This window comes from Streptomyces sp. NBC_01232 (assembly GCF_035989885.1).
In the GTDB taxonomy this organism is placed as follows: Bacteria; Actinomycetota; Actinomycetes; order Streptomycetales; family Streptomycetaceae; genus Streptomyces.
This window is the reverse complement of sequence record NZ_CP108518.1, coordinates 7,809,831-7,823,264: the sequence shown is the minus strand read 5'-3', so window position 1 is coordinate 7,823,264 and position 13,434 is coordinate 7,809,831. Positions and strand designations below refer to the sequence as shown.

Annotated in this window: 13 protein-coding genes; 10 read left to right on the top strand and 3 right to left on the bottom strand. The window is 73.3% G+C overall.

Going from position 1 to position 13,434, the window contains the following annotated elements:
• Positions 1 to 4: 4 nt before the first annotated feature.
• The gene (locus tag OG444_RS35955; RefSeq protein ID WP_327266050.1) at positions 5 to 1,096 is read left to right on the top strand and encodes a polyprenyl synthetase family protein; all 1,092 of its coding nucleotides are present in this window, start codon (positions 5 to 7) and stop codon (positions 1,094 to 1,096) included.
• Between the two features lie 14 nt (positions 1,097 to 1,110).
• Here OG444_RS35955 and OG444_RS35950 read toward each other — a convergent pair whose 3' ends face one another.
• A complete protein-coding gene (locus OG444_RS35950) occupies positions 1,111 to 1,248 on the bottom strand; it encodes a hypothetical protein (protein ID WP_327266049.1) in 138 nt (45 codons plus the stop codon).
• 420 nt (positions 1,249 to 1,668) lie between these two features.
• On the opposite strand from OG444_RS35950, the gene OG444_RS35945 reads away from it, so the two are divergent.
• From OG444_RS35945 to OG444_RS35935, 3 genes are read left to right on the top strand one after another with little or no spacing between them, the layout of a single operon-like run.
• Complete coding sequence (locus OG444_RS35945) at positions 1,669 to 3,114, top strand: lipase family protein (RefSeq protein WP_327266048.1); 1,446 nt, start codon at positions 1,669 to 1,671, stop codon at positions 3,112 to 3,114.
• Positions 3,115 to 3,133: 19 nt separating this feature from the next.
• A complete protein-coding gene (locus tag OG444_RS35940) occupies positions 3,134 to 4,636 on the top strand; it encodes a hypothetical protein (RefSeq protein WP_327266047.1) in 1,503 nt (500 codons plus the stop codon).
• 13 nt (positions 4,637 to 4,649) lie between these two features.
• A complete protein-coding gene (locus OG444_RS35935) occupies positions 4,650 to 5,666 on the top strand; it encodes a beta-ketoacyl-ACP synthase 3 (protein WP_327266046.1) in 1,017 nt (338 codons plus the stop codon).
• Between the two features lie 51 nt (positions 5,667 to 5,717).
• Here OG444_RS35935 and OG444_RS35930 read toward each other — a convergent pair whose 3' ends face one another.
• Positions 5,718 to 6,509 (bottom strand): lysophospholipid acyltransferase family protein, encoded by a 792-nt coding sequence (locus OG444_RS35930; RefSeq protein ID WP_327266045.1) that lies wholly within the window; start codon positions 6,507 to 6,509, stop codon positions 5,718 to 5,720.
• A gap of 201 nt (positions 6,510 to 6,710) precedes the next feature.
• On the opposite strand from OG444_RS35930, the gene OG444_RS35925 reads away from it, so the two are divergent.
• From OG444_RS35925 to OG444_RS35915, 3 genes are all read left to right on the top strand, one after another.
• A complete protein-coding gene (locus tag OG444_RS35925; RefSeq protein ID WP_327266044.1) occupies positions 6,711 to 6,962 on the top strand; it encodes an acyl carrier protein in 252 nt (83 codons plus the stop codon).
• Complete coding sequence (locus OG444_RS35920) at positions 6,959 to 8,167, top strand: beta-ketoacyl-[acyl-carrier-protein] synthase family protein (RefSeq protein WP_327266043.1); 1,209 nt, start codon at positions 6,959 to 6,961, stop codon at positions 8,165 to 8,167. The genes OG444_RS35925 and OG444_RS35920 overlap by 4 nt, the downstream gene beginning before the upstream one ends.
• A 224-nt stretch (positions 8,168 to 8,391) precedes the next feature.
• Positions 8,392 to 8,604, top strand: coding sequence for a hypothetical protein (locus tag OG444_RS35915; RefSeq protein WP_327266042.1), 213 nt, complete (start codon positions 8,392 to 8,394; stop codon positions 8,602 to 8,604).
• A 96-nt stretch (positions 8,605 to 8,700) separates the two neighbouring features.
• Here the strand turns inward: OG444_RS35915 and OG444_RS35910 are convergent, their stop codons facing one another.
• Positions 8,701 to 9,015 carry an NIPSNAP family protein gene (locus OG444_RS35910; protein ID WP_327266041.1) on the bottom strand — a complete coding sequence of 105 codons (315 nt, stop codon included), beginning with the start codon at positions 9,013 to 9,015 and terminating at the stop codon, positions 8,701 to 8,703.
• Between the two features lie 125 nt (positions 9,016 to 9,140).
• On the opposite strand from OG444_RS35910, the gene OG444_RS35905 reads away from it, so the two are divergent.
• The 3 genes from OG444_RS35905 (at position 9,141) to OG444_RS35895 (ending at position 13,418) form a co-directional block, all read left to right on the top strand.
• Positions 9,141 to 10,391, top strand: coding sequence for a TerD family protein (locus OG444_RS35905; RefSeq protein WP_327266040.1), 1,251 nt, complete (start codon positions 9,141 to 9,143; stop codon positions 10,389 to 10,391).
• 160 nt (positions 10,392 to 10,551) lie between these two features.
• Positions 10,552 to 13,275 (top strand): class III lanthionine synthetase LanKC, encoded by a 2,724-nt coding sequence (lanKC, locus tag OG444_RS35900; RefSeq protein ID WP_327266039.1) that lies wholly within the window; start codon positions 10,552 to 10,554, stop codon positions 13,273 to 13,275.
• Positions 13,272 to 13,418 (top strand): SapB/AmfS family lanthipeptide, encoded by a 147-nt coding sequence (locus tag OG444_RS35895; protein ID WP_327266038.1) that lies wholly within the window; start codon positions 13,272 to 13,274, stop codon positions 13,416 to 13,418. Before lanKC ends, OG444_RS35895 begins: the two co-directional genes overlap by 4 nt.
• Positions 13,419 to 13,434: the final 16 nt, after the last annotated feature.

Here is a 13,434-nt window from a genome sequence, read left to right as displayed (position 1 = left end):
CTCCATGCATGCCAACGTCACCGCCGCCTTCGAGCGCGTCGCCGCGCACCGGACCCGCTTCGACGCCCGGTTCGAGCAGTACTTCGACGGCCTCCCCGGGCGCTTCGACGTCCCCGTGCCGAGCCGGTACGTCCCCCGGTGCCTCGAGCTCCTGCGGGAGTTTTCGATGCGCGGCGGCAAGCGGCTGCGGGTCGTCCTGCTGTACGAGGCGGCCCGGCTGGTCACCACCGACGAGGTGCCGGGGCTGCTGGAGGCGGCGCTGAGCATCGAGCTGCTCCAGACGCACGGGCTCGTGCACGACGACATCATCGACGACGCGCCCCTGCGCCGAGGCGGCCCCTCGACGTACTACGCGTACCGCCGGGAGTTCCCCGGCCAGGACGCCACCGCCCTCGGGCTCGCGGTGCTGGCCGGGGACCTCGCCGCGTTCCTGTCCACGCAGGTGCTGCTGGAGGCGCCGGTTCCGGCCGAGCTCCGCCAGGCCCTGCTCGGCATACACACCCGCACCGCGGCGGAGACCGTGGCCGGGCAGCTGGCCGACCTGGAACGGGACTCCCATGCACTGCCCGACGAGGAATTCCTGCACACCGTCACCGACTTCAAGAGCGCGCGGTACTCGGTCCTCGCACCTCTGACGATGGGCCTGCTGGCCGCGGGCGAGGATCTTGCGCCGCACCGCGCCCGACTGCACCGGTACGCACGGCTGGTGGGCATCTCCGAGCAGATGCGCGACGACTTCCTCGACCTCTTCGGCCCGTCCGGCGACGACACGGCGGCCGAGGCGAAGTCCACCGGGGCCGACATCCGTTCGGGCCGCCGCACCTACGCCGTCCGCGCGCTCCTGGCCGCCACGACCGGGACCGAGGCGGCCCTGGTCGAAGGCGCGCTCGGCGACCCCGGATGCACCGACGGCGGTCTCGACCGGATCAGGGAGATCGCCCGCACCGCCGGGGTCGACCGCGGGCTCAAGGCGGAGATCCGGCGGCACGCGGAGGCCGCGGCGGCCGAGGCCGCGTCCTGGGAGCCGTACTGGCGCGCGGACGCCGTGGACTTCTTCCGGAGCCTGCCGATGTGGAACGTGGACCGGATGGCCTGAGCCCGCCGGGAACGTCATCCGGCGTTCCCGTCGAAGCCCTTGGCGAGCAGCCGGACGGCCGGTGTCACCTCCCGGGCGAAGACGAGGAGGGCCGCGAGCGATCCGGCCACCGGGATCGGCCCGAACAGGAACGTCCAGTCGTGGACGGCCACCAGGGCCCGGCCGGCCGTGAGCCGGAGGCTTCGTCGGCGCCCGCCACGCCCTCGGCCTGCCTCCTGAGCGTCACCACCGACAGCGCCCCCTGTCGCACCCCCGCGTCAACACCCGTGCTCACCGTTCAGCCCCCGGGGCCCGTCGAATCCCGTCGGCTCCCGTCAGGCGCACCGCCGGCCCGCGGAGCGGCGGACAGCCCGTGGATCCGGGCTCCCGGGGGTGTCCGGTGGGCGACCGTCACCGCCCCGCGCGGTCTCCACCGCAGGCGGACGCCCTCGGAGCGGGCGGAAACGATCACATTCGGTGCCACCATGCCAGCGCACACAGCGGGTACGGGCGGGCGCGGCTGCGAGGCCGGTGCGCAGGGACGAGAGGTACGGAAAGTGACGCCTCGGGTGGTCGGGAACACGGATCAGCGGTTGCCCGCACGGGAGGGGCCGGACGCCGTCGGCGACCGGGCGGCCCCCGCGGCCGCGGTCGTCCCGGCGGCCCGGGTCCCGGAAGGCGCCCCGGCCCCGGACCGGACCGACGCCGGGCTCCTCGTCCTCGCGTCCGTCCTTCTCGCGGACGCGGCCCTCACCGCCCGGCAGTCGGGCGCCGAGCTCACGGGAGCCCTGTTCAGCCGACGGTTCGGGCTGGAGGTCCTGCGGCGCCCCGGCTGGGCGCTGGGCACGGCGGTGACCTGCGCCCGGGCGCTCACCAGCCCGTCGGGGCTCGGCTTCGGCGCCAACGGCGGCCTGATCGGCGAACTGGCCCGGACGGCCGGGAGCATGACCCACCGTCGCCCCGCCAAGGTGGCCATGGCCGTGGACGCCTTCGCCCTGCGCATCGAGGCGGCCGCCGTCGAGCACCCCAACCTGGACTCGCCGCCGGCCCGGCGCGTCACCGACGCGATGGTGGCGGGGAACCGGCTGGAGGCGCTGCGGGCCATGCACGCGCTGACCGAGCTGCTCGGCGTGACCCGCGCCCTGACCACGATCAGTCCCGTGATCATGGAACTGCTGGCCCTGCTCGGGCTGCTCGACGAGAACCCCGTCAACGACGAGTTCTCCTGGGTGACGCTCGCCGGCGGAGTGCCGACCACCGACCCCTTCTTCGGACTGCCCAGTTCCGTGCTGAAGTTCCTCAACCCCGGGCCGGGCCGGGCCGAACGCACCGAGCCGGACGCGATCCTGGCGAAGGTCCTCGCCACGTCCCGCAACGACATCGTCAGTTACGTGGGCGACATCGGCGCCCTCGGCAACCACGGCCTGGTGCTGCTGCGCCGCGTCGCCTGCGCCGACGGCGCCGTCCGGCACGTCCTGCTGCTTCCGGGGACGAGCTTCGGCCTGCTGAGCAACAGCACCCCGCAGGACCTGGTCGGCGCCTTCGACGGACTGCTGCGCACGGACACCACGTACACGCGCGCCGCGAGGAAGCTGCTGCTGCGCGCCGGGGTCCCGGCCGGGTCGGAACTCATGATCGTCGGGCACAGCCTGGGCGGTCTCACCGCGATGAACCTCGCGGCCGACGTCGAGGTGTCGTCCACCTACCGGGTCACCCACGTGATCACGGTGGGCTCGCCGATCGACGGCAAGCGGCCCGCCGACCACACCACTCGGGTCATCAGCCTCGTCAACAAGCACGACGTGATCCCGATGCTGGACGGCCGCGGACCGGCCTCGCCCAACGACATCCCCGCGAGCTGGGTCGAACTGGCCTGGCTGGACGAGTCGTACGACTACCCGCTGTCGCACGCCCCGCAGGCGTACTCCGACACGCTGCGCGGGGAGCTGACGCACTACCGGGAGCACGTCAACAAGCTGATCAGCGCCTACGACGGCGAAGTCGTCGGCAACCAGCCGTACATGCTCCGCGACAAGTGACCACGAGGGAGACCGACCGATGACCACTGCCGACAGCCCGGCCACGGCGGCGCGACGGCCCGCGACGGCCCGGCCCCTGGAGAACGCCGTGTTCAGCGCGGCCATGGTCGCCCAGCGCCTGCCGTGGACGGACGCCCCGGCCCGCGCGCTGGGGCTGGACGCCCTGACCCGGGACGGGCTGACGCGCCGGCTGCTCGCGCACCTGCGCCGCACCCGGTCCGGACGCCCGGTCCGGCTGAGCACCCCGTACGGCTCCTTCCTGGTGCCGCTGACCGCCGGTGACACCGAAGGGCTGCTCACCCGGGCCGACGAGGCGGGCGCGCTGGGACCCGTGTCCGGACTCACCGCGGGCGGACAGCGGTACGGCCTGTCCCCGCACGCACCACTGGACCGCGAGGCATCGGCTGCACCGGCCGAGGGCCCGGAGGCACTGGAGGCGCCGGAGTCGCTGGACGCCCTGCTCGCCGAGGACGTGGACCGGGCGGTCGCGGCCCGCCGCGGGGACGGCACCCTGGAGTGGCACGCGTGGTACCGGAGCATGCTGCGGCTGAGCCGGCGCGTGGTGGCGGGCGCCGGGGCCGCCCCGGACACCCTGCTGAGCGAGGTGATCGCGGTCGCGACGGCGGCCGCGGGCGACCGCTCGTACGGCGCCGGGTCCGCGGCCCTGCGCCGTCGGCTGGACCTGCACCTGGCCGACCCGGACCCCGCTTCGCTCGCGGGGCGGCTGACGGCCCGCGGTGTCGGTGCGGACGCCGCGGTCCCGGCCCTCGCGCACACTCTCGCCCTGGTCTCCGAGGCCTCCGCCGGGACCGCGCTGCAGGCGCTGGCGCTGCTCGCCGCGGGCGCCGCCGTGTCCCCGCGGGACGCCGTGGGCGAGGCCCTGCGCCGCTATCCGCCGGTGACCGCAGCCGTGTACCCGGTGCGGGCGCCGTTCGTCTGGGAGGACCTCGCGATCGGGGCGGGGACCGAGATCCTGCGGGCGCCCGCCTGGCTGCGCGGCCCGGACGAGGCGGTCGGCCCGGACCGGGATCCGGGTCCCGCGGCGCTGTGCGGGTCCCCGGCCGGGTGCGCGGCGGCGCGGTTCGCGGCGCTCGTCGCCGAGGGCGTCGTACGGACGGTCACGGCGCGGGTCCGCCCGGTGCTGATCGCGCCGGGGTTCACCGCGGACCGGCTGCCGGACACGCTCGACCCGCGGACGCTGCTCGTGGCGTTCGAGGACCTCGCCGGTCCGCGGGACGACTGCGGCCGGGCAGCGGGCGAAGGGCGGCCGACGGGCGGCGCGGCGACGGCCGCACCTCCCGCCGCGTACGGGTACGCGCCGGAGTCCTACGGTGCGCTGGCCCACGCCAGCGCCGACCGGCTGGAGCGGCACGCGCAGAGCCTCGCGGCCTGCGCCGCGAACAGCGGCTGGAACAAGGACGAGGCCGGCGAGCGGTTCCGCATGGTCCTGCTCGGGCACGCAGAGCGGTGCGCGAAGGCCGCCGACGGCGTCCGCCGGGCCGCCGAGCGGCTGACGGACTGAGGTGGCCGCCCTCATGCGTACATCGGTCCTGGCCGGGCTCGGCGGCTACGTACCGCCGCGTGCCGTGAGCAACGACGAGCTGTGCGGGCACCGTCCGCTGGGCGACGAGTGGATCCGCGGGCGCATCGGCGTGGCGAGCCGGCGCATCGCCGACGGGGAGGCCACCGTCGACCTGGCCGTACGGGCGGGCCGGCACGCGCTGACGGCCGCCGGGACGTCCCGGGCCGACGCGGTCGTCCTCGCGACGGCCTCCCCGGACCGGCTGCTGCCGGCGGGGGCCCCGGAGGTCGCGGCGCGGCTGGGGCTGGGCACCGTACCGGCGTTCGACCTGGCCTCGGGCTGCAGCGGATTCCTGTACGGCCTGGCCGTGGCCTCCTCCATGATCATCAGCGGAACCTGCGGCAGCGTCCTCGTGGTGGCCTCGGACGTGTTCAGCGCCTTCCTCGATCCGCAGGACTGGCTGATGTCGGCCATCTTCGGCGACGGGGCGGGCGCCGTGCTGCTCCGGGCCGGCGGGCCGGACACCCCGGGCGCGTTCGGGCCGTTCGACCTGGGCAGCGACGGCGCGCAGGCCGACCTGCTGGAGGTCCCCGGCGGCGGTACGCGGGCCCGCAAGCGGATGCTGGTGGAGCCGGGCGGGGAGGAGCCCTCGCCGTACTTCCGGATGGACGGGCCGACCGTACTCAAGCAGGCGGTCGTCGGCATGTGCGATTCGCTGACGCGGGCCCTCGTCCGTGCGGGCTGGCCGCCGGGCGGGCTGGACGTGGTGGTCGCCCACCAGGCGAACCAGCGCATCCTGGACGGCATCACCGACGAGCTGGGGCTGGCCCCGGGGCAGGTGCTGTCGCACATCGAGGCGTACGGGAACACGGCGGCCGCGTCGGTGCCCGTACTGCTGGCCCAGGCGGCCGCTGCCGGGACCCTGGTGCCCGGGCAGAGGGTGGCGCTCACCGCGTACGGAGCCGGGCTGGCCTGGGGCTCGACCACGCTGGTCTGGCCCGAGGTGCGGGCGGTGACCGAGTGCGGCTGAACCGCAGGCCCGACGCTGCGGCGCCGGACCGGGCCGGTCACCGCGGCCGCTCTACCAGAACGGGGTGTCCCGCCTGCGCCGTTCCCGGTCCACCAGGGCCTGCACGGCGGCCCGGCTGTCGGCGCACAGCTGCCGGGCCGCGGCCGACCGTTCCGCGAAGGACTGGGACCGGGCCGGCGCGGGGATCGGCTCCCCGACGGTGACGATCCACTTCGAGGGCAGCGGGAAGAGCGGGGTGACCGGGAAGAAGGGCAGGCCGAAAAGGCGTGCCAGGGCCGGGATCTCCCCCATCCGGGGGCAGGCCTCCTCGGCGCCGATGACGGACACGGGCACGACCGGGGCGCCGGCCCGGAGTGCGGTGACCGCGAATCCCGGACTGAAGGGGCGGAGCCGGTAGCGCTTGCGAAAAGGCTTCTCCAGTCCGGAGATTCCTTCCGGAAACACTCCGACGAGTTCCCCGGCGTTCAGGTGTTCCAGCCCCAGCAGGGGGTCGAGCGGAATGGCGCCTTTCTTACGGGCGTACGAACCGATCACCGGAACTCGGAACAGCACGGGGGCCGCGGGGACGTGCAGCGGGCGGTGGAGGGTACGGGCGAAAACCCTCTGGAGGACGAAGGCGTCGAGGCCCCAGGCACCCGAATGATTGGCGACGACGACCGCCGGGCCGTCCGCCGGAATGTTCTCGAGCCCCAGCACGTCCAGCCGGAACCAGTCGTCCACCAGCCAGTCGAGGAGGCGGCCCCAGGCGACCTCCCCGGTGTCCCCGAGCAGCCGCTTCACGTTCCTGAGTTCGGCGCCGGCCGCATCGAGCACCTCGATCACATCACTTAAGCTTTCCGACATAAATGATCCCTGCTCTCATGCTTTGAATCATCAAGAAGTCAACAGAGGACGGGTTTTGAGTAAATACCGTGCCGTGATAGTTGTTTGAGCACGAGAACACCCGAGGCGGATTCCGACTTCCGCTCATCGCACTCCCCTTTCACCGCCGGCCGTTGCGACACAATGCTGCAACTGCCTCGATACCGCAAATGAGAGCCCCTTGTGACCACTTCAGCGCAGGAATCCGTCCTCGACGTGATCAGTGAACTGCTCGTCGAGAAGTTCGAAGTCCCCTCCGACGAGGTACGGGCGAACGCGCCGATGCGCGGCCTGCTGACCGACTCCCTCATGGTCGTCGAGATGGCCATCGCCGTTCACGAGGTGCTGGGCGTCAAGGTCGACGAGGAGGAGCTGCGCGAGGCGACCCTCGCCGAGTTCGCCGGATCCGTCGCGGCGCGGCGGACGGAGCGTTGACCCGATGCCGCCCTCAGGCCGTCGTGACCGGGCTCGGCCTGGTCACGGCGGCCGGGTGCGACCGCGAGAGCACCTGGTCGGCCGTACGTGCCGGCCGCTCCACCACGGCCCCCGACCCCGTCCTGGACGGTCTGCCCGTCTCCCTCAGCTGCCGCGTCCCGGAGCTGGACCACCCGGTCCTGCGTCAACGCGGCTCGGCACGGCTGGATCCGGTCTCGCGCTTCGGCCTCGCCGCCGTGGCACAGGCGCTCGACCAGGCTGGGCTGGATCCGCAGGAATGGGACGGCGACCGGGTGGCCGTCGTCACCGGCGGCGGCTTCGGCGGGTCGCGGACACAGGAGACCGCGCAGGCACGACTGGCCGAGCACGGACCGGAGTTCGTCTCCCCCTACTTCCTCACCGGCTACCTGGGCAACATGGTGTGCGCCAACATCGCGCTGCGCTTCGGGGTGACCGGCCCGGCGCTGTCCCTCTCGACGGCCTGCGCATCGGGCACCTCGGCCCTCGGCCTCGCCCGGGACCTGCTCGCGACCGGCCAGTGCGACATCGCGCTCGTCTGCGGCGCGGAGGCGGCCGTGACCCGGCTGAACGTGACCGGATTCGCCCAGCTGGGCACCCTGTCGAGTAAGGGATCCCGGCCCTTCGACGCCGCTCGGGACGGCTTCGTCATCGCCGAGGGGGCCGGCGCCGTCGTCCTGGAACGCCCCGGGCATGCGGCGGCCCGTACGGCCCGCCCGCTCGCCCGCCTGATCGGTTACGCGGCCTCCACCGACGCCCATCACCTGGTGGCCCCGCACCCGGAGGGGCGCGGAGCCGAACAGGCCGTGCGCGCCGCGCTCGCGGACGCGGACATCGGCCCCGGGGACGTCGGCCACGTCAACGCGCACGGCACGTCGACCCGGCAGAACGACGACATCGAGGCCGCCGTCCTGCGGCGCGTCCTCGCCCACCGGCCGCCCGTCACCTCGGCGAAGGGCGCCCTCGGCCACACGCTCGGCGCGGCGGGCGTCATCGAGGCGGCACTCACCGTCCTGGCCCTGGCCGAGGGCACCGTGCCGCCGGTCGCCGGGCTGCGCGAGACCGACCCCGGCCTGGACATCGACGTGGTGAGCGGAGCGGCCCGGATCCACCCGTCGCCGGTCGCCATCAGCAACTCCTTCGGCTTCGGCGGCCACAACGCGGTGGCGGTCCTGGCACGCGCCTGAGCCGGGCGGCGGAGAGGCCCGTGGGCGGACCCGCCCGCACCGCTGCATCGGGTCGGCCGGTCCGGCCGGCTCGGCCGGTCCGACCGCCTCCCGGGCCCGGGCGCAGGCATTCGGGTGGCGGCCCGTCGTGTCGGGCCGACGGCGCGCGCCGGGTTCGCCATCCTGGGCCGGGCACGGCCTCGCGACGGCCGCTGCCCCTCCCCCACGGCGACAAGGAGTACGGCATGCCGACGGATGCGGTCGGGCGTTTCCTCGCGGCTCTGGAACCGCACCAGCGGGAGGCCGTCAGCGGCAGACCGCAGGAGGAGCAGGAGCGACTCGCCGCCGCCTGGGAGCAGGAGCTGGCGTCGGACGACGAACTCGACACCCTCGACGAACTGTCGCCGCCCGCGGCAGAGGCAGAGGCGGCCCGTCGTGTCATGGGCCGTGAATCATGAGACGGCCGCACGGATCGCTCTGATCCTCCGGCCGCCGGACCCCGGACCCCCGACGCCGGACTTCCCGGGAGCGGGAGTCCGGCGTCCGTCTGCTGCTCAGGCCCCGGGGGTGTCGAGCGGCCTCAGGAAGCGGCGCTCGTACCGCTTGATGCAGCGGGTTTCGCGCGCCAGCTCGAAAGCGGCCCGGCACTCCGGGTCGGACATGCTGTCCTCGCGGTACTTCTCATAGGCGGCGAAGCCGGGGAAGGAGAAGAGGGCGTACGCGATGTCGCTGTCGCCCTCGCTGGGCAGGAAGTAGCCGTGGTGGGTGCCTCCGAACCGGTTGACCAAGCGGACCCATCGGCGCCCGTACTCCTCGAAGTCCTCGAGCTTGTCGACGTCGATCTCGTACTTCAGATGAATGGTGATCACCACGCCATCATGCCGTCTCCCGCAACTTCCACTGCGGCATCACCAATTGGCGACTTCCACGAGGGGAGCCCGCCAAAGCCTCGTACGCTGCGAGAGGTGGGAGCAGTCACGGAAGGGGGACCTCCATGTCCATGCAAAAGGGTGCCAACGTACCGGTGCCGAGTGCCAGGGTCCGGGTGGAACTGGGCTGGCGGGGCGGGCCCGGAGCACCTGATGTGGACGTGTCGGCCCTGTTGCTGACGGCGGTCGGCAAGGTGCGGTCGGACGACGATTTCGTGTTCTACAACCAGCCCGTGCACCGCAGTGGCGCGGTACGCCACGAGGGAAGGCGCCAGGACGGCACGGGCGTGCTCGAGACGATCGGCGTGACGCTGTCGGCGCTGGAGCAGGAGATCGGGACCGTGGTGGTCGCGGCTTCCACCGACGGCACGTTCGGTCAGGTGTCCGGCCTCTTCGTGCGCGTGCTGGACGCGGACAGCGGCGCCGAGACGGCTCGGTTCGACGCCACGGACGCGACATCGGAGACCGCGTTCGTCCTCGGGGAGTTGTACCGGCGCAACGGGGCCTGGAAGTTCCGGGCGGTGGGCCAGGGGTACGCCTCCGGGCTGGCCGGGCTCGCCACCGATTTCGGCATCACGGTCGACGATCCTGCTCCCCCGGCCCCGGCCCCAACCTTGTCCTTGTCCGCGCCCGTGCCTGCGCCCGCGCCCCCGCCCGCGCCCGCGCCCGCCCAGCCGGTGCGGCTGTCGAAGATCACTCTGACGAAGGCGGCGCCCGCGGTGTCGCTGGCCAAACAGGGGGCCACCTCCGGCGGTATGCGGGTCAATCTCACCTGGAGCGCCGCCCAGCCGCCGCGCGGCTGGATGCGGAAGGGGCGGGACGCCGTCCGGCTGGAGGACGTCGATCTGGACCTCTCCTGCCTGTGGGAGCTGCAGAACGGAACGCTGGGGATCGTCCACCCCATCAACAACCAGTTCGGCTCCTTCGACCAGCCGCCGTACGTCCAGCTGGACCACGACGACCGGACCGGCGCGAGTGAGGGCGGCGAGAACCTCATGATCAATCTTGATCACGCGGCCGAGATCAAACGCCTCCTCGTGTTCGTGGTCATCTACTCCGGCGCCACGAGCTTCGCGGGGCTCCAGGGTGTCGCGACGCTCCATCCACCCGTGGGTCCGTCCATCGAGGTCCGCCTGGACGAATGCACCGTTCCTTCACCGGTGGCCGCGATCGCGCTGATCGAGAACGTCGGCGGGGAACTGATCGTCCGGCGTGAGGCGAAGTACCTGCTGCTGGCGCCCGGCGTCTTCAAGCAGCAGGCGGCGGACCTCGAGTACGGCTGGGGCATGAGCTGGCAGTCGGCCAGCAAGGACTGACCCCCCACTGCCCTCGGGGCCGCCCCGCCCGGAGTAGGTCGAGGCCCGGTGAGACCTTGGTGACTCATGCGTACTGCACACCTCATCAGTGACAGCCGTGACTGTCGCGGCCCTCGGTCCGAGTGACAGCGTGGGAACGTCACCGACCGAGGGAGCAGGAGTGAACAAGGGGTACGCCGCCTTCTGCGACGCCGACCGCTGGTTCTACGACGCGCCGTACCGGCGGGCCGAGCAGAACTACCCGGCCGCGCTCGCCCCCGTACCGGCGGGGTGGCAGACGCACCGCAGCGGGGACTGGCTGGCGCTGCGCCCCGTCGACGTCCGGCTGCCCCCGCAGGGCTGGAAGATCCACGTCTCGGCGTGCCTGGACAACGCCGAGTCCGTCCTCGAACGGGTCCACCGCTACTGCGTGGACCGGCGGATCGCGTTCAAGTTCGTGCCCAGCCGGTACCTGCTGCACCTGCGCAACGCGAAGTACGCCGACCGCGCGGCGAGCGGCAAGTTCCTCACCGTGTACCCGGCGGACGAGGAGCAGTGCCGGCGCATCGCCGAGGACCTCGACAGGCTGCTGGCGGGTGAGCCCGGCCCGTACATCCTGAGCGATCTGCGCTGGAACGACGGTCCCGTGCACCTGCGGTACGGCAGTTTCACGCTGCGCCACTGCTACGACGACCGCGGCGAGCTCGTTCCCGCGATCGAGGATCCGGACGGCCGGCTGGTGCCGGACCAGCGGGGCCCGGTGTTCCAGCCGCCCTCGTGGGTCGAGCCGCCCTCGTTCCTGGCGCCCCATCTGGCGCGGCGGGCCGCCGTCACCCTCGAAGGCCTCCCGTACACGGTCGAACGGGCCCTGCACTTCTCCAACGGGGGCGGTGTCTACGCCGGCCGTGACGTCCGCACCGACGAGCCGGTCGTCCTGAAGGAAGCGCGCCCCTTCGCGGGACTCGCAGCCGACGGGGCCGACGCCGTGACCCGGCTGCACCGCGAACGCAGGGCCCTGGAGCAGCTGGCCGGGCTGGACTGCGTGCCCTCGGTCCACGGCACCTTCACCGTCGGCGACCACCACTTCCTGGTGATGCAGCACCTGGAGGGCAAACCCCTCAATACCTACTTCGCCCGGCGGCACCCGCTGATCGAGGCGGACCCCGCTCCCGCGGAGCTCGCCCGGTACACCCGATGGGCGCTGGAGGTCCACCGGCGGGTGACGGAGGCCGTGGAGGCGGTGCACGCCCGCGGCATCGTCTTCAACGACCTGCACCTGTTCAACATCATGGTCACGGAGGACGGTGCCACCGGTGAGATGTCGGTCGCGCTGCTCGACTTCGAGGCCGCCGCCCCGGTCGGCGAGGGACTGCGTCAGACCGTCGCCAACCCGGCCTTCGTCGCCCCGGCCGACCGGCGCGGATTCTCCGTCGACCGGTACGCCCTGGCCTGCCTGCGCCTGGCCCTGTTCCTGCCGCTGACCAGCCTGCTGGTGATGGACCGGGCCAAGGCGGCGCACCTGGCCGACATCGCCGCCGAGCAGTTCCCGGTGCCCCGCGAGTTCCTCGACGAGGCGGTACGGGAGATCCTCGCCGAGTCCGGTGCCGACAGCAGTAGCAGTCGCAGCAGCACCGGACCGGGCGGTCGCGCGGTCGTTCCCCACCGCCCCCACCGCCCCCACCGCCCCTACCTGCCGGTCGAGCCGGGCGACTGGGAAGCCGCCCGCGCCTCGATGACGGCGGCGATCCGGGCGAGCGCCGACTTCGACCGCGAGGACCGGCTCTTCCCCGGGGACACGGCCCAGTTCGCAACCGCCGGCGGCGGCACCGGCTTCGGCAACGGAGCGGCCGGTGTGCTGTACGCCCTCGCCGAGACCGGCGCCGACCCGTGGCCCGAGGCCGAGGAATGGCTGCTGGCCCGGACCAAACAGCCTGCCTCCGGCATGCCGCTGGGCTTCTACGACGGCCTCGCCGGACTGGCATGGACCCTGGAGCGGCTCGGCCACCGCGACCGCGCACTCACCCTCGCCGAACAACTGCTGTGCCAGCCCTGGCAGTCGGCCGGGCCCGACCTGCACAGCGGGCTCGCCGGCATCGGACTGGCCCTGGACTCCCTGGGCTCGGCGACCGGCGAGGGCGCGCTGCACGCCGCGGCCCTGCGCTGCGCCGAGCTCCTCTGCGAACCCGGGGCCGGATCCGGGACCGATCCCGCCGCGGCGGCGGGGGCCGCGGCAGGGAATGAGCGGGCCGGCCTGCTGTACGGCCGCACCGGCCCCGCCCTCCTCCATCTGCGGCTCCACGAACGCACCGGCGACCCGGAGTCGCTGATCCGGGCCGGCCACGCCCTGCACCGCGATCTCGACCGCTGCGTGACCAGCGCCTTCGGCACCCTGCAGGTCGACGAGGGATGGCGCACGATGCCGTACCTCGGGGCCGGCAGCGTGGGGATCGGCATGGTGCTGGACGACTGGCTGGAGCACGCGCGGGACGACCGTTTCGAACGTGCCCGGCCGGAGATCGTCCGCGCCGCCCAGGCGACCTTCTACGCGCAGCCCGGACTGTTCCGGGGCGCGGCCGGAATGATCCTCCACCTGGCGCGGACCACGACGCCCGGCCCGGGCTCCGCCCCGGGGGACATCGCCCGGCAGGTGGAGGCACTGGCCCGGCACGCGGTCCCGTACAAGGGCTTCCTGGCCTTTCCCGGCGAGCAGATGATGCGCCTGTCCATGGACCTGTCCACGGGCACCGCCGGCGCGCTCCTCGCCCTCGGCGGCGCAGCGCCCGGTGGGCGCGCACACCTGCCGTTCCTCCCGCCGCCGCGGTCGACCGCGGCGGCCCCAGAGCCGGTCCCCCTCGCGGGGGCCGTGACCCATCGGAACACAACAGTGAAGAGGAATCGGACATGACGCTTCTCGACCTGCAGTCGATGGACACCCCGAAGGAAGAGGCCACGGAGGCCGCGCACCTCACCGGTGGCGGTGGCGGCGGGAGCCGCGCCAGCCTGCTCCTCTGCGGCGACAGCAGCCTGAGCATCACGACCTGTAACTGATCAGGTCCTCCCGGGC

Coding starts and splice junctions, on each gene's coding strand:
- OG444_RS35955 (WP_327266050.1), top strand. CDS start 5: ATGCATGCCAACGTCACCGCCGCCTTCGAGCGCGTCGCCGCGCACCGG.
- OG444_RS35940 (WP_327266047.1), top strand. CDS start 3,134: ATGACCACTGCCGACAGCCCGGCCACGGCGGCGCGACGGCCCGCGACG.
- OG444_RS35935 (WP_327266046.1), top strand. CDS start 4,650: ATGCGTACATCGGTCCTGGCCGGGCTCGGCGGCTACGTACCGCCGCGT.
- OG444_RS35930 (WP_327266045.1), bottom strand. CDS start 6,509: ATGTCGGAAAGCTTAAGTGATGTGATCGAGGTGCTCGATGCGGCCGGC.
- OG444_RS35915 (WP_327266042.1), top strand. CDS start 8,392: ATGCCGACGGATGCGGTCGGGCGTTTCCTCGCGGCTCTGGAACCGCAC.
- OG444_RS35905 (WP_327266040.1), top strand. CDS start 9,141: ATGTCCATGCAAAAGGGTGCCAACGTACCGGTGCCGAGTGCCAGGGTC.
- OG444_RS35895 (WP_327266038.1), top strand. CDS start 13,272: ATGACGCTTCTCGACCTGCAGTCGATGGACACCCCGAAGGAAGAGGCC.